Annotated in this window: 19 protein-coding genes; 12 read left to right on the forward strand and 7 right to left on the reverse strand. The window is 38.5% G+C overall.

Going from position 1 to position 23,339, the window contains the following annotated elements:
• Positions 1–78: 78 nt before the first annotated feature.
• Together R3E32_03530 and R3E32_03535 are read left to right on the forward strand one after the other, a co-directional pair.
• Positions 79–861: a TIGR02757 family protein gene (locus tag R3E32_03530; GenBank protein ID MEZ4883786.1), complete on the forward strand. Its 783-nt coding sequence runs from the start codon at positions 79–81 to the stop codon at positions 859–861.
• 508 nt (positions 862–1,369) lie between these two features.
• Positions 1,370–1,972, forward strand: a complete 603-nt coding sequence (locus R3E32_03535) for an RNA polymerase sigma factor (GenBank protein MEZ4883787.1) — start codon at positions 1,370–1,372, stop codon at positions 1,970–1,972.
• Here the strand turns inward: R3E32_03535 and R3E32_03540 are convergent.
• Complete coding sequence (locus R3E32_03540; GenBank protein ID MEZ4883788.1) at positions 1,956–2,537, reverse strand: GNAT family N-acetyltransferase; 582 nt, start codon at positions 2,535–2,537, stop codon at positions 1,956–1,958. The genes R3E32_03535 and R3E32_03540 overlap by 17 nt on opposite strands.
• Before the next feature lie 86 nt (positions 2,538–2,623).
• Here R3E32_03540 and R3E32_03545 point away from each other — a divergent pair, with 86 nt between their 5' ends.
• Entirely contained in the window at positions 2,624–3,505 is an 882-nt protein-coding gene (locus R3E32_03545; protein MEZ4883789.1) for an SDR family NAD(P)-dependent oxidoreductase, read from the forward strand.
• Positions 3,506–3,676: 171 nt separating this feature from the next.
• Here R3E32_03545 and R3E32_03550 read toward each other — a convergent pair whose 3' ends face one another.
• A complete protein-coding gene (locus R3E32_03550) occupies positions 3,677–4,834 on the reverse strand; it encodes a glycosyltransferase (protein ID MEZ4883790.1) in 1,158 nt (385 codons plus the stop codon).
• A gap of 58 nt (positions 4,835–4,892) precedes the next feature.
• On the opposite strand from R3E32_03550, the gene R3E32_03555 reads away from it, so the two are divergent.
• Complete coding sequence (locus R3E32_03555; GenBank protein ID MEZ4883791.1) at positions 4,893–5,582, forward strand: ABC transporter ATP-binding protein; 690 nt, start codon at positions 4,893–4,895, stop codon at positions 5,580–5,582.
• Positions 5,583–5,586: 4 nt separating this feature from the next.
• On the opposite strand, the gene R3E32_03560 is transcribed toward R3E32_03555, so the two are convergent.
• A complete protein-coding gene (locus R3E32_03560) occupies positions 5,587–6,339 on the reverse strand; it encodes a hypothetical protein (GenBank protein ID MEZ4883792.1) in 753 nt (250 codons plus the stop codon).
• Between the two features lie 294 nt (positions 6,340–6,633).
• Here R3E32_03560 and R3E32_03565 point away from each other — a divergent pair, with 294 nt between their 5' ends.
• The 4 genes from R3E32_03565 to R3E32_03580 are packed head-to-tail and all read left to right on the forward strand — an operon-like array spanning position 6,634 to position 10,194.
• Complete coding sequence (locus R3E32_03565; protein MEZ4883793.1) at positions 6,634–7,110, forward strand: ABC transporter ATP-binding protein; 477 nt, start codon at positions 6,634–6,636, stop codon at positions 7,108–7,110.
• A 56-nt stretch (positions 7,111–7,166) separates the two neighbouring features.
• Positions 7,167–7,628: a hypothetical protein gene (locus tag R3E32_03570; GenBank protein MEZ4883794.1), complete on the forward strand. Its 462-nt coding sequence runs from the start codon at positions 7,167–7,169 to the stop codon at positions 7,626–7,628.
• A gap of 42 nt (positions 7,629–7,670) precedes the next feature.
• Entirely contained in the window at positions 7,671–9,407 is a 1,737-nt protein-coding gene (locus R3E32_03575; GenBank protein ID MEZ4883795.1) for an ABC transporter ATP-binding protein, read from the forward strand.
• A 10-nt stretch (positions 9,408–9,417) separates the two neighbouring features.
• Positions 9,418–10,194: a methyltransferase domain-containing protein gene (locus R3E32_03580; protein MEZ4883796.1), complete on the forward strand. Its 777-nt coding sequence runs from the start codon at positions 9,418–9,420 to the stop codon at positions 10,192–10,194.
• A 2-nt stretch (positions 10,195–10,196) separates the two neighbouring features.
• On the opposite strand, the gene R3E32_03585 is transcribed toward R3E32_03580, so the two are convergent.
• Complete coding sequence (locus R3E32_03585; protein MEZ4883797.1) at positions 10,197–14,342, reverse strand: AAA domain-containing protein; 4,146 nt, start codon at positions 14,340–14,342, stop codon at positions 10,197–10,199.
• A 177-nt stretch (positions 14,343–14,519) separates the two neighbouring features.
• Here R3E32_03585 and proC point away from each other — a divergent pair, with 177 nt between their 5' ends.
• Positions 14,520–15,323, forward strand: a complete 804-nt coding sequence (gene proC / locus R3E32_03590; protein ID MEZ4883798.1) for a pyrroline-5-carboxylate reductase — start codon at positions 14,520–14,522, stop codon at positions 15,321–15,323.
• A gap of 394 nt (positions 15,324–15,717) precedes the next feature.
• Here the strand turns inward: proC and mdh are convergent, their stop codons facing one another.
• The 3 genes from mdh to R3E32_03605 all read right to left on the reverse strand — a co-directional run bounded on the left by mdh (position 15,718) and on the right by R3E32_03605 (position 19,633).
• Entirely contained in the window at positions 15,718–16,653 is a 936-nt protein-coding gene (gene mdh / locus R3E32_03595; GenBank protein MEZ4883799.1) for a malate dehydrogenase, read from the reverse strand.
• A gap of 99 nt (positions 16,654–16,752) precedes the next feature.
• Positions 16,753–18,075, reverse strand: coding sequence for a DUF4230 domain-containing protein (locus R3E32_03600; GenBank protein MEZ4883800.1), 1,323 nt, complete (start codon positions 18,073–18,075; stop codon positions 16,753–16,755).
• A gap of 199 nt (positions 18,076–18,274) precedes the next feature.
• On the reverse strand, positions 18,275–19,633 hold the full coding sequence (locus R3E32_03605) for an alkaline phosphatase D family protein (protein MEZ4883801.1): 1,359 nt from the start codon (positions 19,631–19,633) through the stop codon (positions 18,275–18,277).
• A gap of 352 nt (positions 19,634–19,985) precedes the next feature.
• Here R3E32_03605 and R3E32_03610 point away from each other — a divergent pair, with 352 nt between their 5' ends.
• The 3 genes from R3E32_03610 to feoB all read left to right on the forward strand — a co-directional run bounded on the left by R3E32_03610 (position 19,986) and on the right by feoB (position 23,243).
• A complete protein-coding gene (locus R3E32_03610) occupies positions 19,986–20,594 on the forward strand; it encodes a hypothetical protein (protein MEZ4883802.1) in 609 nt (202 codons plus the stop codon).
• A 261-nt stretch (positions 20,595–20,855) separates the two neighbouring features.
• Positions 20,856–21,074: a FeoA family protein gene (locus R3E32_03615; GenBank protein ID MEZ4883803.1), complete on the forward strand. Its 219-nt coding sequence runs from the start codon at positions 20,856–20,858 to the stop codon at positions 21,072–21,074.
• Between the two features lie 42 nt (positions 21,075–21,116).
• Complete coding sequence (gene feoB, locus R3E32_03620) at positions 21,117–23,243, forward strand: ferrous iron transport protein B (GenBank protein ID MEZ4883804.1); 2,127 nt, start codon at positions 21,117–21,119, stop codon at positions 23,241–23,243.
• Positions 23,244–23,339 lie beyond the last annotated feature (96 nt).

Consider the following 23,339-nt stretch of genomic DNA (forward strand, 5'->3'; position numbering starts at 1 on the left):
AAAGAAAACTCAAGTAAACGATTACATTTGCTGTCAGTCAATGTCAACCTTTCGTTTTTTCATCACCCTTATAATGCCATGAACCAAGCAGCACTTTTTCAATTACTTGAATCAAAAGTAATCCTTTACAATCGAGCCGATTTTATCCAAGACGACCCTATTTCTATTCCTCATCAACTAAGTAAACTTCAAGATATAGAAATAATGGGATTCTGGGCAGCAATATTGGCTTGGGGTTTGCGAAAAACTATCATTAATAAGTGCCACGAACTTCTTGATTTGATGGATGGTGCGCCGTACGATTTCATTTGCAATCACCAAGAAAATGACCTCAAACGCTTCCAAAACTTCAAACATCGTACCTTTAATTCAACTGATACACTTTATTTTATTGAATTTTTCAAAAATTATTACCAAAATCATGATTCCTTAGAAAACGCTTTTTCACGATTCATTGAGCCAAGAGATGAACATGTTGGCAACGGATTGAAAGGTTTTCACGATTTATTTTTTTCATTGCCCAATTTTCCAGAACGCACCCGAAAACACGTTGCTACACCCAATCGAAAATCAGCTTGTAAAAGGCTCAATATGTTTTTGCGATGGATGGTTCGCAACGACAATAACGGAGTTGATTTGGGATTGTGGAATCAAATACGTCCTTCGCAGTTGTTATGTCCTTTAGATGTTCATGTTGACAGAGTTGGTAGAAAACTAGGATTGATTCATAGACAACAAAGAGACTGGCAAACAGTTTTAGAACTAACAACTGCACTGAAACAATTTGATTCAGATGATCCTGTAAAATACGACTTTGCACTTTTTGGTATAGGCGTAATGGAAAAAAAGGCGTTTGACTAAAAAAAAGTTTGCAAAAATGCCATACTATATTGACCTTAGTAAGACTTAGGAACCAATGAAAATCGAAAACGAAATCGAAACTTCAAAATCAGTCTTTTATGAGATTGATTTTGTATGGTTATTTTTGAAGCATTCCTTAAAAAAAAGACTTAGTAACGAATAAGAATTAAAATGAAAAAACCACTTCTAAATCAGATTGTTGGAAATTTCAAATACACAACTTATTTTTTGACCGTTACTTAGTTTTGGACTTTGGACGAAAGACATAAGTAGAAAGACAAAGGAAGTAAATATTTGGTTATGAGCAAATTGCATTTTCAATGCAATTTCACTTAATTCCTTTGCTGTCAATGATTTAAAACTTTTTGTCTTATGTCTTTAATATTTCGTCCAAAGTCTAAAACTTAGTTAAGAATGTTATTTTTCGAAGCCCATCGCTCAAACCAATATTTCTATTTTGCTACATTTTTATATACCTATTTGTTAATACTCAATTCAATTTTTTTTCATGGTTTTCACCAAATATCAACATCTCAGCAATGAAGAAATTGTAAGCCTGATTCAAGTAACAGGCAATATCAATTTCCTGAATATCCTTTACAAACGTTTTTACAAAAAAGTATATGGTAAATGCGTGAGCATGGTCAAAAACGATAAAGATGCGGAAGATCTCACTCAAGATATATGGTTAAAAATAAGCACGCATATATTTAACTTCAAAGGGGCATCGAGTTTTGCAACTTGGCTACACCGTATCACACTAAATCATTGTCTGGACTTCATGCGCTTCCAACGCTACGACCTCGGGGAAGACTCATTGAAGTATCACTACCTAAAGGCCGATGACACTAAAGAGTATATGGAGGCAAAAAAATCTCGTGAAATGCAGCTTGAATTGATTATCAAATCATTGGAAGAAGTAGATGAAGAAAGACGTGAAATATTGATTATGAAATATTTTGAGAACTTAGGCATTGAAGAAATCGGCGAAAGATTGAATCTAAAAAATAGTGCTGTAAAAATGCGCTTACAACGAGCCAGAAATACCCTCAAAAAAAGAATGATGGATACCTCTGTTAGCTTAACTGATATTCCTACTTTTGATTTTTAAATTTTTCTCCCCAATTCCAGATTACCAATTCCCAATGATCTGTTTGGTCTGCAAAGGTCAATAAATTTTCAAATCCTACTCTGGTATGCGCTCGCATCGAACGGGTGTTTCGACTAGCAACTTCTGTAATCAAATAGTCATATTTTTGTGATAGTTTCGCCTGCATAAATTCATACATTTGATCAAAAATCCCCATCCCTCGATAATTTTTATTAATACACACTTGACCCATTACCAAATAATTACAATCGTTTAATGACCTTCCTTCAAATGAAAGCGCATCTATCTTTTCAAACATAGGTGTTAGGACCTCAATTTTTGTTTTAAAAATCCGAGGCATAGAAAGACAATAACCCACGACTTTTTCGTTATACTTTGCAATGACACTTGGCTCCACTTCATTCATCTCCCTCAATAATTGCATATTGTGGACAACAGTTACAAAACCCTGCTCTTTAGCCTCTGTAAAACCTACCTGTTGTTCTAAATTTTCTTTTTGAAGCAACAAAATTTGTTGAAGTTCATCTTCAGTTGAAGTGACTGTTAGTAATAATTTAGCTAACATAATTTAACAATTTTAATATTATCACTTTTCAAAAATAGTGTTTTTTGTGATTACATTTGTACTTTAAATAAAAATTACGCAATTAAATGATAACAACTGCTAAGGATACATTAGAAAAAAAACCTTCTATTTCTCTGAAAGACCAAGGATTAAAATTACCTATTAGAACTTTTGACAACACCAAACCCTACGCTCTGCTTACAGGTTCAAGTATGGGCATTGGTCGTTCGATGGCACATCACCTCGCCAAGTTGGGGCATCATCTGATTTTAGTGGCTCTTCCCGACCAATCCTTAGAAAATTTGGCAAAAGAACTAGAACAAACCTACCAAATCAAAGCTATTTCTTATGGTATTGATTTAACAAAGGAAGATTCTCCCAAAAAATTATTTAATTTTTGCATTGACAATAAATTAGATGTCAATATCTTGATTAACAATGCAGGTTTTGGACTCGGCGGATTATTTGAAAACATAGATTTGGACCGCTACAATTCCATGATGAGTCTCAATACACGAACCATTATCGGTTTGACGCATTACTTTCTACCCGAACTCAAAAAACACAAACAGTCTTATATACTCAATACCAGTAGCATGGAAGCCATGTTGCCCCTCCCCTACAAGTCTGTTTACACCGCAACCAAAGGTTTTATTTATTCCTTTTCATTGGCATTGCGAGAAGAATTACGCCCTCACAATGTAAGTGTCAGTGTGTTGTGTCCTGGTTCGGTATTGACCAATGAAGATGGCCTAAAACGAATCAAAGCAATGGGATGGCGTGCGAAAATGGTGGTTATGATGCCCGATGAAGTTGCAGATATTGCCTTGCAAAAAATGTTTGATAAAAAAGCAGTCATTATTCCAGGAGGTATCAACCAGACGCTTTCTAAGATTGCTAAGTTTATGCCTACCTCTATGAAAATGAATATTTTAGAAAAAATGTTTAGTTCATATAAAACACATTAATACAGTGATTAGCATATTAGTGACTATTGACTGATTTTTCAAAGTATAAATTTGAATAAAAAGACTTCGGTAGTTTCGTTTCATAAAAAAAATGATTCCCAATGAAATGACTATGTAATCCTTTCAAAGCATAAACTACCGAAGTCTCATTTCTCTAAAATCTTCGACTCCTCATTTAATGGCACTGTAAAACCCCAATAACTTCTTCTCCTCTGCTTGCCAATTGATGTGTTCACGAGCAGCCAAACAATTTTCTTGCAACTTTTGGTACAAATCCTGATTCTGCAACAATTGATTGGTCGCTTCTGCAATCGTTTCCGCCTTCAAATTCTCCAACAAAACTGCCACTTCAAACTGCTCATTGATACGCCGATACTCAGGGAAATTGACGCATAACTGCGGTACACCTCCATGAAAATAATCAAAAAAACGATTGGCAAGTGAATAATAATAACTCATTCCATCATTCGTAAAGAAGGTAAAACCCAGCTTGGCGTTTAGGGTAAAATGCCGTAATAATTCAGGTGGAACAAATCCAAAGAATTTTACTTTGTTCTGCAAATCTAACTGTTTAACCAAGTTTATACAATCTTCAAAAACATCCCCTTTACCACACACATACAGTTTGCAGCCTTCAATAAAAGGCATTGCTTGAATCATTTCTTCAACGCCTCTCCCCATATTCACAGCTCCTTGATACAAGATATACTCTTCCTCAAAAATCTGTTTATCATATACTTTTGAGCCATTTAAGTCCATATCTTCTTTCCTCAAAACGGCTGCATTGCGAATAATTTGAAAATCCGTTCCATATTCTTTTTTGAAAAAATCAGCGTAGGATTGATTAATCGTATAGGCGTATTTTGTACGAGGAACAACAATCTTTTCTACCGTTTTCCAAACCCAACGTGTAAACGGACGATGCACAACTTCGGGAAGTTCGGGAAAATATTCATGTGCATCATATACCATCGGCTTGCCCTTCAATTTACCCGCCAAAAAATGAGGCATCACCGTATCCAAATCACAGGCCCCAAAAACATCATATCTATTCCACAAAAAATGCCACAACAAACGGAGGTTGTATTCTAAGTAAAACAATTTTCCACGTTGAAACAACAATTTCATTCTCACCTGGGAAAAAACCCTATTCTTCAATGGTTTAGAATTATTCATCGCCCGACCAATCAAAGTTACATCATAACCCGCCTCTGCCAACGAACCACAAATGCGCTGCATTCGTTGATCGTAATTCAAATCATTAACTACCGTAAAAACAAGGCGTTTTACAGTTTTTTTTGAAGGATTCACTGTCTGGAACTCTGACATTATTATTCTTGTTATTGAACTGAAAAAACTAACTTTGCTCACAAAGATAGAACCCTCAATGGAAAAAATCATTCAAATAACCAATGTCACCAAACACTACCGTATGGGTAAGACATTGGTAAAAGCTCTAAACGGTTTAAGCTTAGATATTTACAAAAATGAATACGTTGCCCTTATGGGACCTTCTGGCTCTGGAAAATCCACATTAATGAACATATTGGGCTGTTTGGATACTCCGACAAGTGGTTCTTATTGGTTGAATGGGCAAGAAGTAGCCAACATGAGCGACAACGAGTTAGCCGAAGTCCGCAACAAAGAAATTGGTTTTGTCTTTCAAACCTTCAATTTATTGCCTCGATTGACCGCCTTAGGAAATGTAGCTATCCCCCTGATTTATGGTGGAGTACCCAAAAAGGAAAGAGAACAGCGTGCTACGGATATGTTGGATGCCGTAGGGCTTGGCGATCGCAACCATCACAAACCCAATGAGCTATCAGGTGGTCAACGCCAAAGAGTAGCAATCGCTCGTGCTCTTATCAACCGCCCTTCCATTATCCTCGCCGATGAACCGACAGGAAACCTCGACTCCAAAACTTCGGTCGAAATCATGCAAATGCTCAACAAAATTCACCGAGATGGCAATACGGTCATCATGGTCACACACGAAGAAGAAATGGCGATGTATGCTCACCGAATTATACGATTGAAGGATGGAATTGTAGAAAGAGATGAAGCGAATGTACTCTAAGCGGTCAGTTGTTTTTATTTTTTCTCGCAATCACATCTATTGCCACACAACCAAACCCTATTGCTGTCAAAATATGTGCAAGCCATGGAATAAATATTCCAGGTGTTTGAAATATAAATGGAGGTTCGTGAGGTAAGGAAACGAACCACAAAACTGAAAATGCTAAAAAATAAGCTCTATGTTGGATAAATAGTTTGGGGTTAGCAAGCGATAAAATCAAGGGCAGTATTAAATGAAAAAAAGCCAACGGTATGCCTTCTCCTGTTCTAAAATTGTAGTTAAATACAAAGTTCCATAAACAATATGCAAATACCCAGGCCATTGATAAGTCATATTCTACATCTCTGTATCTTGAGTTTTGATTAACACTTACCGCACTTGGCCCTTTTAGACTCACCAACAAAGCAACACCTAATAGTGCATTGAAGTAATCGGCATCAATAAAGTCAAAAAAAGTAGCTTCCAAAATATTTACAAACAGGATAAAATAACCTATTTTTTGCCCCAATGGATACCATTTTTCTCCTGTAAATCTCATCCACTGAATATAAACAACACCTAGACACACAGAATAGAGTTTTAAAATAATAAAAAAAGTCAGCTCTTCCTTTGTAGGATAATAGTGTGTATATATGTTTATCAATATAAATACAATAATAAAAAAGGCAGCTGCAATTTTTGCAGGCAGCACACGAAGCAAATGATTAAGCCCAAGAAACAAAACAGATAAACTGAATATCCATATTAAGAGTGTCATAATCGAAAATTTAAGAAATTTCTATTTGAAGAATAAGGTTTAGGTATAATAATTGATGTCGTGATCTATCGATTTGTAAACAAAAATTAGGACTACTAGTATTTTAAAAATCTAAAACAAATCAAATAAACTTATAACAAAATTAATTTCAATGCTTAGTTGTATTTGAGTTTGAAATTTCACTTAATTCTTCTGTTTACAAAATCTTGCAAGAATCATTAATTTAAAGACATAGTTACAAACTTTCCCACTTTTTATTAACATTAAGGTTTAATTTAAACTAAATTAGCCAACATGAGCGACAACGAGTTAGCCGAAGTCCGCAATAAAGAAATTGGTTTTGTCTTTCAAACCTTCAATTTATTGCCTCGATTGACCGCCTTAGGAAATGTAGCTATCCCCCTGATTTATGGTGGAGTACCCAAAAAGGAAAGAGAACAGCGTGCTACGGATATGTTGGATGCCGTAGGGCTTGGCGATCGCAACCATCACAAACCCAATGAGCTATCAGGTGGTCAACGCCAAAGAGTAGCAATCGCTCGTGCTCTTATCAACCGCCCTTCCATTATCCTCGCCGATGAACCGACAGGAAACCTCGACTCCAAAACTTCGGTCGAAATCATGCAAATGCTCAACAAAATTCACCGAGATGGCAATACGGTCATCATGGTCACACACGAAGAAGAAATGGCGATGTATGCTCACCGAATTATACGATTGAAGGATGGAGTGATTGAACAAGACGAAGAAAATTTATCCCCGAGAGATTAAACATTCTTTACCTTCCAGTCATTTATAGAATCAATGGAATAGGTAAAAAACCAAGAATGAATTACATCCTCTTCATCATAATACTTCTTTTCAGTAGTATGGCGATTTTGTGGTTAATGTACTACATCAACCTCTTAAAATTCATGTCCGTACACAAAAAAGTTGCCAGTAATATTCGCAATGTTAGTTTCGGCGTATATGCAGTCGTCAGCATATATCTATGGTTACTCTGGTCGGTTTTTAGTGCAGGATTGGCATTCTACTTTGTCCCTCCCAATTCCAACGGTGCGTTCTACTACATTCCTGCCTACCTCTGCATGTCCATTGTATTGCGATTGTGCAGAGCATTTTACGAAGAAACCTTTGAATGTGCCTATGAATCGGGCGAAATATTGGAATACAGCATGAGTGACTTCACCTTTCTTTCCTTTGCTATTGTTATCACTTTTTTAGCAACCGTTTATTATCCACAATGTATTCCTGGGATTTTGAGTTGGTTGAATTATTTGTTGTTTTGATTCGTTTTCCTGTACCTTAGTCCCTTCAACCAAAACAATACCATGAACAAACAAAATGTAACCGTAGGTCAGGCATTCAAAGAATTTATTTGGCCCCGCAAAGGCATCGTTTTCATAGGATTAATATTGATAGTCATCAGTCGATTGGCGAGTTTGGTGTTGCCATTGAAGAGTAAGGAGCTATTGGACGAAATCATCCCGAATAAAGACATGGACGCTTTGATGACCTTGGTGATGCTGGTAACAGGAGCGATTCTCATTCAAGCAATCACCTCCTTTGCTTTGACCCGAATATTGAGCGTAGAAGCCCAATTCTTGATTTCTAAATTAAGAGCAAAAGTCCAGAAACAGGTTTTGGCGTTGCCCATTTCTTATTTCGACAACAACAAATCTGGGGCATTGGTATCCCGAATCATGACCGATGTTGAAGGTGTCCGAAACCTTGTAGGAACGGGCTTGGTGCAATTGTTTGGCGGTTCACTCACGGCAGTTCTCTCTCTTTTTCTACTCATCAACATCAGTCCCAAAATGACCCTATTCGTTTTGACTCCCGTTGTCATTTTCGCTTTCATTGCTTTGAAGGCGTTTGGGTATATCCGACCGATTTTCAGAAACAGAGGAGTCATCAATGCGGAAGTGACGGGGCGATTAACCGAATCCTTGAATGGGGTGCGGGTTATCAAGGGCTTCAATGCCGAAACACAAGAAAATGTGAGTTTTGAAGAAGGCGTTGACCGCTTATTTCAGAATGTCAAGAAGAGTTTGACCGCAACGGCACTCATGACGAGTTCTTCAGCTTTTCTGCTGGGTTTGGCTTCTGTCGGTATCATGGGAATAGGCGGAGCGATGATTATTGAAGGTACATTGACAACGGGTGATTTTTTAGAGTTTACCCTTTTACTGGGTTTTTTGATTGCGCCGATTGTTCAGATGAGCAATATTGGAAGTCAATTAACCGAAGCCTTTGCAGGTTTGGATAGAACTGAAGAAATCATGAATATGAAACCAGAAGACGACCCGATGGTCAGAACGATTCAGATGGAGCATATTCGGGGCGATGTTGAGTTCAAAGATGTATCATTTTCGTATCAAGAGGGGAAAGAGGTCATTCACAACATTAGTCTTGATGCACCAAAAGGTTCGGTAACGGCTTTAGTCGGTTCTTCTGGTTCTGGAAAATCAACGATTGCCAGTTTGATTGCGACCTTTATCAATCCCGATGCAGGCATGATTACAATTGACGGACAAGACTTGTCTAAGGTGAGTTTGGATTCATTTAGAAAACAACTGGGCGTTGTGCTGCAAGATGATTTTTTGTTTGAAGGAACGATAAGGGAAAACATCCTTTTTCCAAGACCTGATGCTACGCAGCAGCAATTATTGGAGGCAGTGAATGCGGCTTATGTCAATGAATTTACCGACCGTTTTGAGGAGGGTTTGGAGACCATGATTGGAGAAAGAGGGGTAAAGCTTTCGGGTGGACAAAGGCAACGTATTGCGATTGCGAGAGCTGTTTTGGCAAATCCCAGAATTTTAATTCTCGATGAAGCGACCTCCAATTTGGACACTGAAAGTGAGTCTTTGATTCAGAAAAGTTTGGCTCAGTTGATGAAGGGCAGGACAACTTTTGTGATTGCTCACCGATTGAGTACGATTCGGCAAGCGAATCAGATTTTGGTGATTGAACAGGGAAAAATTGCAGAACAAGGCAATCACGATGAATTGATTGAACGCAAAGGAAGGTATTTTGAGTTGTTTACTTATCAGAGTAAAATCTAAAAACGAAAACATGAAACCTCCAATACTACACCGCAGAGGAATCCCCTTTTTTTATGAAAAAACGAAAGCCGAGTACCACAAAGACCCTTATGAAAGGTATGATGAGATGGTGGTGAAGCAGTCAGTGATTCATTTGGCAGATACTGTATGGAAGGGCTACCCGATGCAGGCTATTTTTGACTTCGCTGAAAATCATTATCCTACTGATTCCAAATCCAAAAACAATATTTTGGAACTCGGCTGTGGAGTTGGGCGATGGATTGGAACTTTGGCGCAAGGCTATCCAAATGCAAACTGCTGGGGAATAGATTATAGTTACCAAATGTTGAGGCGTGCAAGTGAATTTTGGATGGAAGGAAGGGAGATTTTGATGGATTTGACAAGGAGGGGATTTACTCAACCTTTGACCGTACAAGGACATCAGCTGAAAAACCTGCAATTGGGATTGGCAAAAGCCGAAAACCTTCCTTTTGCAAGCAACACTCAGGATTTGGTCTTGAATAGTTTTTTGCTCGATAGATTGGATGACCCAAGCAAAGGGCTGCAAGAAATGCACCGTGTATTGAAGCCTAACGGGAAACTTGTCCTCGTTACACCACTTAATTTTCACAAAGCCAGCCACTGGCAAACCTACTACCCTCCAATAAAACTTTCCCTAATATTGACTCAAATCGGTTTTAGTATCTTGGATTGGCAAGAGGAAATCATCATAAAAGAACCAATGGATTTTCATGGCAATGCTGTGACTTGGAGGTGCATAGGTTTTGTGGCCATCAAAATGGGCTAATTTTAAACACAACTATCAACAACCTTCCTCAAACTCCCTTCCGCATCCATCCACCAATTCGCCGAATAAATCCTCAAAACCTGAAAACCCAAACGCTCCAACTGAATTTCTCGGTACAAATCGTGCATATACGCCTCCGAACTTTTGTGAGCCTTACTACCGTCACATTCAATCGCCCAAATCGTCTGATTGAGTTCATTTTCAGCAGGTAAAACCGCAATATCTATTACAAAACCTCCACAGCAATAGTGTGTTTGAATACGTTCAGTAGCAATAAAATTCGCCAATCTTCTTGCTACCTCTTCAATAAAAGGAGAAGCTGCTTGATGCGAATAATGGTTATATATTGGCTCAGGACAATGCGCTGCCAAAGTTTCCAAAATCGACTGCTTCAATTCCTGGTTTCCAATCGTCAAAGCCTTTGCATAACTGATATAGGCATACAATGAAGTACGTCCCGTATTGCCTATTTCTGCTATCTGAACAGCATATTGATTGTAAAATTCAGACGGAATAGATGTCACCACATACACCTTTTGCTTGGCACGAGTCACAATCACATTCAGCAACTTATATCCTTTCGCCTGATTAATTGGCCCAAACAATTGCAGAAAACGTCCATCCTCTCTCCTACCAAAAGTGGTCGAAATAATAATCACATCCCTTTCATCACCTTGCACATTCTCCAAGTTTTTCACAAATAAACCTGCTGCTTCTAAAGCATTAATTTTTCGAGCTGCTACTTCATCTGCCAACTTCAATTCCTGCAAACACTCCAACAAATAGTTCCGTTGGTGCAAATTGAAGGTAGCCACCCCCACAGAAGGCACTTTGATGATTTCCTCCGTTTCTGTTTCTCGTTTGTCGTCCACCGTCTGTCGTCCACCATCCACTATTTCCAACAACAATTGCAGTACACGCTCCGCCTCGTCTTTGTTAATATTTCTGTCGTAAAGTCCATCTACTTCAATTAGTTCAATAGCTTGATAATCTTTCATAGCAGGCATCGGCACCAAGCGAGAACCATAAAAAGCAGCATTCGAAAATGCAATCAAATCGGGGTGTCGGCTGCGGTAGTGAAAATCCAAAAAAGAGCGTTGATATCCCATATCTTCTGCATACTCCAAAAGTGATTCTTTTTCGGCGAGGTCGGTATCATCGCTATCAATCATCTCAAAATCAGTCGTTTCTTCATCTGCTTCTGTCCAATCAATCAACATCGTTTTGCTACTGGCAAAATAGCTCGTTGGCGGCATCTGATGCGTATCACCCGACACCACCTTGTGCCGTCCACGCATCAAAGCAGCAAAAGTATCTTCCAATCGCAACTGACTCGCTTCATCAAAAATCACCAAGTCAAACAAGTTCTGCTTCAATGGAATAATCGAACTACAAACCACTGGATTGACCAAAGTGACTGGAAAAAAATCAGTAAATAAGTCAAAATCGGCATTGATGATTTTTCGAAGCGAATTTCGGCGTTCTCCTTTCGAGCCACGTTTGTTATACAATCGTTTCACACTTGTATGCGTAGCTCTATCATTGAATTTACGCACCGATTTATGTTGGTAACGGTGCCATGCCCGTAGTATCTTGGGAATTTGCAGTTCTTCTATGCTTTTCATATATGCCCGCAGACTTTTCAAAGTCTGATCATCTTTCGGCGTTTCGGTGCTTTCATTTCTCGCCAAAGTCCAATGAAAATACCAGCCTTCAAAAGCGATTTGCCAATCACTGGGCTGAATCTGTATCAACGCCTTCAAAACCGATTGCTGCAAGGCATGACAGTTGAGGTAAAAATATTGCCATTTAGCGAAAGAAACATAAGCATTGAAGTTTTGCTGTATTTCTGATAAATGATTTACCAGCCATTGAAGGTTAATCATTTGCGACTTCAACCTCTCATCTCCTTCCACGATTTGTGCCTGCAAAAAATCGGCTTCATTGATAGCTTCAATATGTTCTTGGTAGTGACTTTGTACCATTGCTAGTGATTCGTCCATTTCGATAGGAGGCTGAATATTTTGGCCGCTCAAATCATCGGCATAGTTTTCAATCCATTTCGGAAACTCCGATTTCCAAGTTTCTAAAGAAGCCACAAAAATGGCGACATTTTCCTTCAATTGACTGAAGGTAAATACTTCTTCCTCTCCTACTTCTGTAAATGTATGGTCAAAATATTTGGTCTCATTCCATTTACTTTTAATTTCAAAGTAATCTCCAATACATTGTTTTTGTTCTTGCAGAATTTGTTGGTGCTTACCACTGAAAACAGCCAATACTTTCACCCCAAAATGTGTCATTCCACTTGTTTGGTCAAAGTTGTCCTTATACAATTGAAGGTTTTGCTGCAATCTGTTTTGCAGTGCATCCGTCTTTCCCTTCAAAGAATGGAAGATTGTTTCATATTGATTTTGAAGCTTTTGAATATACTCTCTTCTTATTTTTTGAAGTTCAGCAAGCAATCTTTCTATTTCGGGAACAAAACGCTTTAACTGTTTTTCGACATAAAAACGGGCTTCTGCTGGTTTTTCACTTTGATACAGTCGCTTGCTGATTCGCTGCAATGGATGAGATTGAAGAGCAGTCCAAATATTGATGGAAAAAAGATTGTTTTTCTGATTTTCAAGAGGAATATTGGCAAAGAGTGGTTGAGATTGTTGAATCGCTTCTAAGAGACTCAAATATTCGTTGTAGGCAAACTCAAAACTCGCCGTATTCAACAATTCATCTAAGGCTGCAATTTTGTTTTCCTGCTCAACTCGCTTCAAAAACAGCCCTACCAAATCTGTCCAATTATATGCGCCCAAACGTTCACGCCCCAAAAAATGGTGATGGCCATTGACGATTTCTTTGGCTTTTCGTGCTTGCGCCAAAACATGCTGGTACTGAAACTCTTCAAAGGTTGGCATCTCGGCTTTTCGGTCAATGCGGTCCCGCACTGAGTCCACTACTTTTGTACGGTCTTTGGAGATGTCTTCAATGATAATGGTCAAATCTTGCAGCCCTAAGCGGTGCAGATTATTTTGGATAACCTCCAGAGCCGTTCGTTTTTCACAAACCACCAAACATTTCGCCCCGTTTTCTAAAGCATTGAGGATAAGAGCCGTTAGAGATTGACTCTTGCCTGTACCGGGTGGTCCTTGGATAATTTTTAAGGGAGACTTGGCAAGTGTATTGATGATTGCTTGCTGCGAAGGATCGGTGGCTATTCCTACAAATGTCGATTTTTGAAAGGAGATTTCTGCTGTTTTGTATTTGTCGTATAGTATATCGCTTTGCTCTAAAGAGTTCTCAAGATTGCGAATTTCGGTATGCAAATCAGGATTTTCTCGTTCAACCAGTTCTGGTGATTGCAGTCGCATCAATTGATCTATATCTTTGATAATCGGCTGCTTTTGTGTTTTAAAAATCCCAAATACTCCTGCCCAGCGAATGGTGGGTTTCTTTAAGTCAATGTGCTTTATCGTATCACTTCCTGGGCAAGGTGTGACGATAGCACTGAAATGTTCTTCTTCGGCGTTGAACTGCTTCAATATTTGGTTGGCAATGTCAACTAGTTCGCTTTCATCAATTTTGGAGTCGTCCAAAAATTCTTCTGCAATGTTTTGAAGCGTAATATTTTCGTCTTTTTCGATGTGGGCAATGAGCATTTGATTGACCAAAATGGGGTAATCTTCTTCTCTGCGAATAGTCCACTTATAAGCCTGCGTTGCCGATTTTTCGATGTCTAAATACCAAATCAAAACTGGGGCTTTGATGATGCGCTTTGGGTCGCTTCGATCTCGCTTCAATAGGATGGGATAACCAAATGCAAAGGGTTTCACACCATGTTCTAAAAAATTATCGTTGTTTTCGTAGGTAATTGCGTTCAAGCGTTTGTTGAGTAGAAGCAATGTTTTGCTTTCATCTTCTTCGAGTTGTTCGATGCGTTTTTCGGCATTGCGGTATTCCAAATGAAAAGTGAATTTGGATTTGGTGAGCAGGGTTTCGATGAATTTTTGGGGTAAATTGGCTTGCAGCACTTCTATGTCCTTCAAATCCAAACGGTTCAGTTGACGACTTGGCAATACATTCAGGTGTATCGAACGCCGATTACCAACAGTCAGTTTTTGTTTGAGTATTTGCAAAAATTTAGAGTCGGACATTTGTTGTTGTTGTGTTTGGGGTCTATGTGCTTGTTTTAGGTGTTCAAGTGCCTATGTGAATCATAAGGATTTGGATAGGTAAATTAAATAAAATTGTGTGCTTATTGAAGTGTTTGACCATTCTTTTGATATTTACCCTTATTTTTGCCGAATTTTTAATGAAACCAGTAGAAGAATATGAAAATTCTAATCATTGGCGGTGGCAACATGGGTACAACCTTTGCTCAAAGTTTTTTGGCTGCCCACATTATCCGCCCAAAGGATTTGATGATACTTGAAAAGAATGAGGAGCGACTGCAATTTTTACGCACCGCCGAGATTGGTACTATCTACGACGAAGCGGGTGACTATATACACGATGTAGATTTGTTGGTTTTGGCTGTGAAACCTCAAAATACGGCTGATTTGTTTCCTGTCATTCGACCTTACTTAAATCCCGAACAGCTGGTACTTTCCATTATGGCGGGAGTTCAAATGTCGAGCATTGAAGAAGCTTTGGGCGTAAAGAAAGTGATTCGTGCAATGCCTAATTTACCTGCTCAGGTCGGCATGGGAATGACGGCTTTTACGGCTCGGGAGGAGGTCAACCGAAAGGAACTGATTGAAGTCCAGAATCTTTTAAGTACTACTGGAAGAGCGATTTATTTTGAAGAAGAATCCATGTTGGATGCGGCTACAGCTATTTCAGGCAGTGGACCTGCCTATGTTTTTTACTTTATGAAGTCCATGATTGCTGCGGCAGAGAAATTGGGTTTTTCGGAAACACACGCCGAATTGTTGGTTTGGCAGACTTTTATGGGGGCAGTTCACCTTCACAACAAAAATAGTATTTCGCCACAAGAATGGATCAAACGGGTTTCTTCAAAAGGAGGAACGACAGAGGCTGCGGTGAATGTTTTTGAAGAACGAAAATTGGGAGATGCGATTCAAGAGGGTGTTTTTGCGGCTTTTAAACGATCGGTGGAGTTAGGGAGTAAATAGTGATTGTTAAATTAATGCCTGGTGATTGGTTTTCAAAACTATTAATTTCCAGTTCTTTGTGCAAAAAACAAGTTACTACTTATTTGGTTTATACTGCATTAGCAGTAAATTAAAATTTCTCAAACACACTGCTACAAAGTTATTTGAAGAATTTTAATTGCTAAGAAAAAGATGGCTCACCACTTAGATTGAATACACGACTGACGTTGAACGGAATTTGAACGCTGAGGTTGTTTGGAGTCAATAGCGAAAACTTTGTCAACGGTTGAAGTTAAACAAAAAAAGTGCATTGTATTTTTACTTCAAAAACACAATGCACTCACTTTCAATATTCCACGCAAAAAGACATCAATTTGTCTATCTTACGTCTAATATTTTTTGTCTTAGATCTAATCTAGAACAATTTCATATCGTCCAATACTTTCATCACGTCACGAACATGACCTGCTGAAGTATTCATCATTTCCATTTCTTCCTCGTTTAGATCCAATTCGAGAATCTTTTCGATACCGTTTTTACCCAACAATACAGGCACACCTAGGTAAATTTCCTTCATTCCATATTCACCATCCAACCAAGCACAACAAGGGAAAATGCGTTTTTCATCTTTAGCAATGGTCTCTACCATTTGAGCAGCAGCAGCACCTGGCGCATACCATGCAGAAGTTCCCATCAATTGAACCAATTCTCCACCCCCTTTTTTTGTTCTGTCGATAATGGCATTCAATTTTTCTTCCCCTACCAATTCGGTAACAGGAATACCAGAAACGGTTGTATAACGAGGTAATGGAACCATGGTATCACCATGTCCGCCCATCAAAACTGCTTGAATATCTCTTGGAGAAACACCAATTTCGGTAGCCAAAAATGCACGATAACGAGCGGTGTCCAAAATTCCTGCCATTCCAAAGACCTTGTTAGAAGGCAATTTTGAAGTCAGGTAAGAACAGTAACTCATTACATCCAAAGGATTTGCAACAATAATGATGATGGTATTCGGAGAATGTTTCACCACATTTTCGGTCACTGTTTTCACGATTTTGGCGTTGATTCCAATTAAATCGTCACGGCTCATCCCTGGCTTGCGAGGTACACCTGAAGTAATTACAGTTACATCAGAACCCGCTGTTGCAGCATAGTCATTTGTCACACCAACGGTAGCAGTACTATAGGAATTGATGGCTGATGTTTGCCAAATATCCAAAGCTTTACCCTCAGCTACCCCTTCTTTAATATCCAATAAAACCACTTCTTTTGCATAATTGCCATGTGCGACAACGTTGGCAACTGTAGCCCCAACATTACCTGCACCAATCACAGAAACCTTCATAAGAGAATAATTTTTATTTATATAATAGATAAAATTTACTTTATCGTTTTCTTAACAGAAAACACAAAGGTACGAAATCAATGAAAATTAAGAGGCAAATTATTTCCCAATTTCAGGGGTATTTCCCTCTTCTCCAATTTTTGGTTCTTTGTAGCGCACCACCAACTTATATTTGTCGTTATTCATCAACAAAGGAAAATACAACTGCTCAAATACCAATTGCGTACTTGTTTCTGCTTGCTTCAAAATCCCTTCCCCAATAGCCTTTTCTACCGCCATTTTTTTACCTTCTTTGATCAATGCAGTAATTTCATCTCCTTCCAAACTTTTGCTAAAAAACTCATTGACACTCTTCACATTGAAGTCAATATCGGTGGTCAATACTTTGGGAGGTGCAACAGTAATGACAATGTAATTTTGAACAACAGAATCTTCTTGTTCTTGAATCACACTTGCTTTGAAGTATTGATCCAAATCAATGCCTGCCCCCACTTTTGCATTCACTTTGAAATCAATATTGGCATCAAAAGCCAAGGCATCAAAACCCAAAACGTCCCGCTTGAAGGTTTCCTTGATATTGATAGTCACTTCATCTTCAACGGTCAATAGTTTTTTGACCAGTTCTCGATGGTGTTTGCTCACCACCAAACTTTCATTGAAGTCCACAACTGTTGCGTATTCGTCAAAGAGTTCTGCAACGAGGGCAAAGGAATTTTTGGCAATGATATTGCAAATATCATCGGCTATGTCGTCCAACAATTTAGGCGTAATTTCGGTATCTGTATCCAAACGCATTTCGTTTTTTCGCACCACAATTTTGCCCGCCTGAATCAAGCTGCTTGCCAATTTTCGCTTTTGAAGTGGATTCAGCAAAGCTACCAAATCGCAGGTATAGCCACTGATACTTTGCACAAATTGGCTGGCAAGTTTGCGAGTAGATACGTTTTTTTCGAGGAGGTTGGTCAGAGGTGTAAAGTCTTTTTCTATCTTTTTGGCGAGTTCTTTATGAATCGTTTGATAAGCTGCTACAATGCTATCGCTTTCTTGCTTCGAAAAACTTTCAAAATTGACGATGCTCTTCAAAATGGTTCTGTTCATCGTGTCCACCAAACTATCTACGGGGGCTTTGTATTTTTTTTGATGCAATTTATTGACCACATATTGATAGGGCAAATAGGTCTGCTGATTTTCATCGACCAACAAATGTAAGGCTCCTTTGTGTGCTAAGTAAATCAACTCACGAGCATCCAACATGGCATTGTCATACCCCAAAGTAAAACCATTGGCTTCACCTTCTTCTATGCCCACCTCATGTCCTTTTTTGTAACCCATTTCTTTGCCTATTCCAAAGAACATGACGCTCAAAAGAGGAATCAACACCAACAAAGGAATTACAAATTTTATAGGGATATTTTTTTGCATAAAGCAGGGTTCATTTTAGGTAAAACTTCAACTATTTGTTGCTTTAACAACAACGAAAAAATAACTTCTTCAATTGATACAAAGACTTTTGTAGTTTTCTGTTTGATAGAAAGTTGATTTTTTTCGTTCTGGTAAATCTTTAAATTAAACTACAAAAGTCTAAATCGGAGGCTTATTTTTTATGCGTTACTTAATTTAATCACTTGCTTTCCAACTGCAAATCTTCCATTTTCAACATTTTTTTCCAACGTTCTTTTCCCGTTTTGTCAAATGCTTGAATCGTCAATTCACGTTTTTTTCGCTTTCCTTCAATGCTGATTTTGATGTAATTGTGCTCTGGTAAAATCGTTTCTTTGATAACAGTCGGATGTTTGACCTCATCCGATTGCAACACGCTACTATAGGTGCCTGCGGTCAAGGGCGAACAGGTGATGTCTCTCAAAGGATAAAAACCTTCTTGTGGTTTGATTTCAATTACTTCGGTGAAATGTCTATCGCCTGTCAGAAAAATCACTCCTTCAATTTTGTGTTCTGTAATGAAAGCCAGCAATTCTTTTTGCTCTTTTTCATACTGCAACATACATTCCGATTTGCTAGCGAGGTTCAATATTTGATTACCACTTGCAACAAACTTGAAGGTCGCCAATGAGGATAAAAGACTGTTTTTCAACCATTCCATCTGTTTGTTCCCCAAATAATCTTTTTCAGGATTATCGTTTGCCAAATCTTCGGGCGAACGGTGATAGCGATTATCAAGCAAGAAAAATTCAGAATCGGCAAAGGTAAATTTGCTGTAAATTCCAGCATTGTCTGCTTCTCCATAGGTGCGGTTTCCCCAATAATCTTTGAAGGATTGCAAGGTTATTTCCTTCAATTCAAAGGATTTGTTGGAATCATTGGGACCAAAATCGTGGTCATCCCATATTGCATAATGCGGCATTTTTGCCCAAAAAGCTTGTAGGTCGGGATGCTTACGGGTGTGGTGAAAACGGTATTGTATGCCATATTCTGAACTCCAATCTGCTTCTCTCAAATAGGTATTATCACCCAACCAAAGCATGAAATCGGCATTTTCTTGTGACATCGGTTTGAAGATTTCCGTTCCCTTACCATACGGCTCACCCGGTCGGTCGTAAGGCTCATCATTGATATAGACACATGAACCCATCAAAAAAGAAAATTTAGGTGGGTCTTCTCGCCATTCCCACAGTTTTTTGGTGTGAAATTGAAGTGGATAACTAAAATTTTGCAACTCTTTGTTCAGAAAAATAGCGTATTCATACTGGGTATCCATGTCCAGTCCTACAATTTCTATTTTGATAGGATTGAAGGTTTTACCCAATTCTCCTTTGTAGTTAACCAACTGTTGTTTGATCGGTTCGTCACTTTTCCAATATGTCAAACTTACTTCTTCGACTTCAGAACTGACTTCTAACCAAATCAAAACTTCTCGGTGTTCGGAGTAACCCAGCATTGGGCCAGAAATTAGGGTGTTCTGAGCATTTGCAGTGAAAAATGTAATCCAAAATAGGCTGAATAGTAAAATAAAATTTCTCATCTGAAGCAGTTAATTTATGAAACCAATAGTAGTGTTGCAAATGTAGGGTTTTTACTATTAAGCAGCCGTTAAGAAATGTAGTGAAAATTTCTGTATTCACATCTCTTCATTTGAAGTATGTTTACACCAATTTTGTTTTTGAACAAATACATAAATACAATATAAAAATAATATTATGTAATTTATTGTTTATGAAACATTTAAAATCCATCCTAATTTCCTATTCTTAGCAAGAATTAAGCATAAGCCTCTAAAAATGTAATTGTCAATGCCAAACAATTGCGCTACATTTGCATCATAATAATAAATAACGATAAATCATTTTTTAACCTCCTATTAAAACCATTTAATTATGTCTCAAAGAACCTTTCATTTTTTAGCCTTCACTTTAGCTACTGTTTTTTTCTTAGGTATGACCAATAGTTTCGCTCAAAATTTTGGCAACGATTTCACCTTAACTCAAAGCCCGCAAAGCAGTTTGTCTGCCGACTACCTTCAAAAAAAATCTCAAATGTCATTCGGTTTAGATATTGAACAACAAGGCATTCCAACTCGCAAAGCACAAGCCATTTTCTTTGAAGTCCTCGGAGCAGGATTAACCTACTCCTTCAATTACGATACTCGATTCAATCAAACACGAGATGGTTTGGGAATCCGAGCAGGAATCAGCTATATTGGTGATATAGAAGAGGGAGGCATTATGACCATCCCTGTACAAATCAATCACTTAATGGGAAAGGACAATAAATATTTTGAATTAGGAATTGGTGCTACTTATGCCACTGCCACGGGTTTTTTGGGTGATGGCGATGATAATACAGTGGTAGGTACGATGACTTTTGGCTATCGTCTACAGCCCGAAGATGGGGGATTTCTTTTTAGAGTAAGCGTTACTCCCGTCTTAGTAGAGGGCGTTTTCTTTCCATATTTTGGAGGCATTTCTTTTGGATATGCTTTTTAAAGTTTAGACGAAAAAAAAAAGACATAACAATAAAGATTTTTAGTAAGTAAATTGAATTGTCATAGAAGTTTATATTTCAAATCCAACTTATTGAAAATCTTTTGTCTTTCTATTTGAATACCTAAAGTTAGGTACATAAAATGCTTCACTTTAGGTATTGTTTCTTCAATAGAACTTCCCTATCTTTGGCTTCTATTTAGATTCAGTCTAAATAGCTAAAACAACAATGCTTCAAATTACAAACTACAAAAAGCTTATACTATGACAAATATTGCAGCATTAAGAGAACGAGAAGTGGGAAGGGTTCTTCAATTCAACGATGCCAAAATCGCTTGTAAACTCATGGCAATGGGCATGTTGCCAGGCAGCACCATCAAAGTAATGCGAAAAGCTCCTCTTGGAGGTGGTTTTTATTTGAAGGTAAACGGACACTGCATGGCACTTCGGGTCAATGAGGCAGCATCTGTTATTGTAGAATAAAATTTTTCAACTGAACTGCTCCAAGAAAAGACCAACCCAACCTTGAACGATACCAAACGCTTTAAAATAGCACTATTGGGAAATCCCAATAGTGGTAAATCTTCTATTTTTAACCTCCTAACAGGGCTTCGACAAAAAGTAGGCAATTTCCCCGGTGTAACGGTTGACAAAAAACTCGGCACTACCCATTTAACAGAACATATTGAAGCAAGTATCATAGATTTTCCCGGTACTTACAGCCTCTACCCTACTTCAAAAGATGAAACCATTGTCATCAATACTTTTGCCAACCCCAAAGATGAAAATTTCCCTGATGCGGTCATTTACATTGCCGACATCACCAAATTAGAGCCGCAATTGCTGCTCTTTACCCAAATCCGTGATTTGGGTATCCCCATCGTACTGGCAGTGAACATGATAGATTTAGCTGCAAAAGAACGCATAACCTACGACCTCGACAAACTCTCCAAACTGCTTCATGTTCCAGTAGTTGCGATTAGCGGAAGAAGTGGTGAAAATATCGAAAAACTCAAAAACATTGCAGCCGATTTGTGCTTGAAAAATTCGGATGTCGAAAAAACCTTTTACAAATTCTCCAAAAAAGAACAGCAACTCGTAGCGGATTTGCAAACCGACTTCAACATCACAAATCCTTATCGGGCATTGATCTATGCACATCACTACGACAAAATGCCCTTCTTGAGTGACCTCGAAAAAAAGCAAATAGAAAACCTCGGCAAACAACACGAATTTGAGTCGTTTAGCCTTCAAATTCGGGAAACCATGCAGCGATATGACAAGTTCACTCCGATTGTGCGACAAGTGCTGCAAAAGATAAACGAAGAAACGGACAACGATACTATTAGCGACAAACTCGATGTGGTATTCACCCACAAAGTTTTTGGGCCAATTATTTTCTTTTTGCTCATGTTTCTGGTATTTCAAGCCATATTTGCGTGGTCAGAATTTCCGATGGCATTGATTGAAACCACTTTTGGCTTTGTAGGAGAAACCCTTCAAAATGTACTGCCCGAAGGTTGGATAACCGACCTATTAACAGAAGGTATTCTGGCGGGATTGGGTGGCATTTTGATATTCATTCCCCAAATTGCTATCCTCTTTTTCTTGATTTCGATATTGGAGGAAGTGGGATATATGGCGAGGGCTGTGTTTATTTTTGACAAATTGATGCAAAAATTTGGCTTGAATGGTCGAAGCATCGTTGCTTTGGTGTCGGGCGGTGCATGTGCGATTCCAGCCATTATGAGTACCCGAACCATCAGCAATTGGAAAGAACGCTTGATTACCATTATGGTTACGCCACTAATCAGTTGTTCAGCAAGGATTCCTGTTTATACTGTTTTGGTGGGTTTTGTCGTTCCATCCATTACCGTTTGGGGTATCTTCAATGCTCAAGGGTTGATTTTCACAGGTTTATATCTATTGGGTATCGTTGCAGCTTTGTTATCGGCTTGGGTCTTTAAACTCATTTTGCAGACCGAAGAAAGCAGTTTTCTGATGATTGAACTGCCCAAATACCGTGTTCCTATGATCAAGAATGTACTGCTGATTGTCAAAGAACGGGTGATGACTTTCACCATTGAAGCGGGAAAAGTCATTATGGTCATTTCGATTGTTTTGTGGGTCTTGGCAAGTTATGGCCCTACTACTGCTATGAACTTGGCAGAACAAACGGCTTTGGAAATGGCAGCAGCAAAAAACTTGGACGAAACGGCAACGGCTGATTTGGTGGCAGGTAAAAAAATTGAAGCTTCTTTTGCAGGGCATATCGGCAAATTTATTGAACCTGCTATTGAGCCACTCGGTTTTGATTGGAAAATTGGCATTGCTTTGATTACCTCTTTTGCAGCCCGTGAAGTCTTTGTGGGTACGATGGCAACGATTTACAGCATTGGTAGTCAAGATGATGAATACACTATCCGTGACCGTTTGGCTAAAGCTACGAACCCCGATACGGGTTTGCCTGTTTATACAATGGCAACATCTCTTTCTCTCCTTATTTTTTACGTTTTTGCGATGCAATGTATGAGTACACTTGCGGTGGTGAAACGTGAAACAAAAAGTTGGAAATGGGCAGCAATTCAATTTGTGTATATGACTGCAATGGCTTATTTTGGGAGTTTGGGGGTATATCAGTTGTTGAGTTAAAAGAGACTTTCTATGTATAAAACATTAAAAATTATACTGATTATTTTTAATGTAATTGTCAGTTTAATGGTGTTGGATGCTTTTTGAAGGAATACT

The sequence above is a fragment of the Chitinophagales bacterium genome (assembly GCA_041392475.1).
GTDB lineage: Bacteria > Bacteroidota > Bacteroidia > Chitinophagales > UBA2359 > JAUHXA01.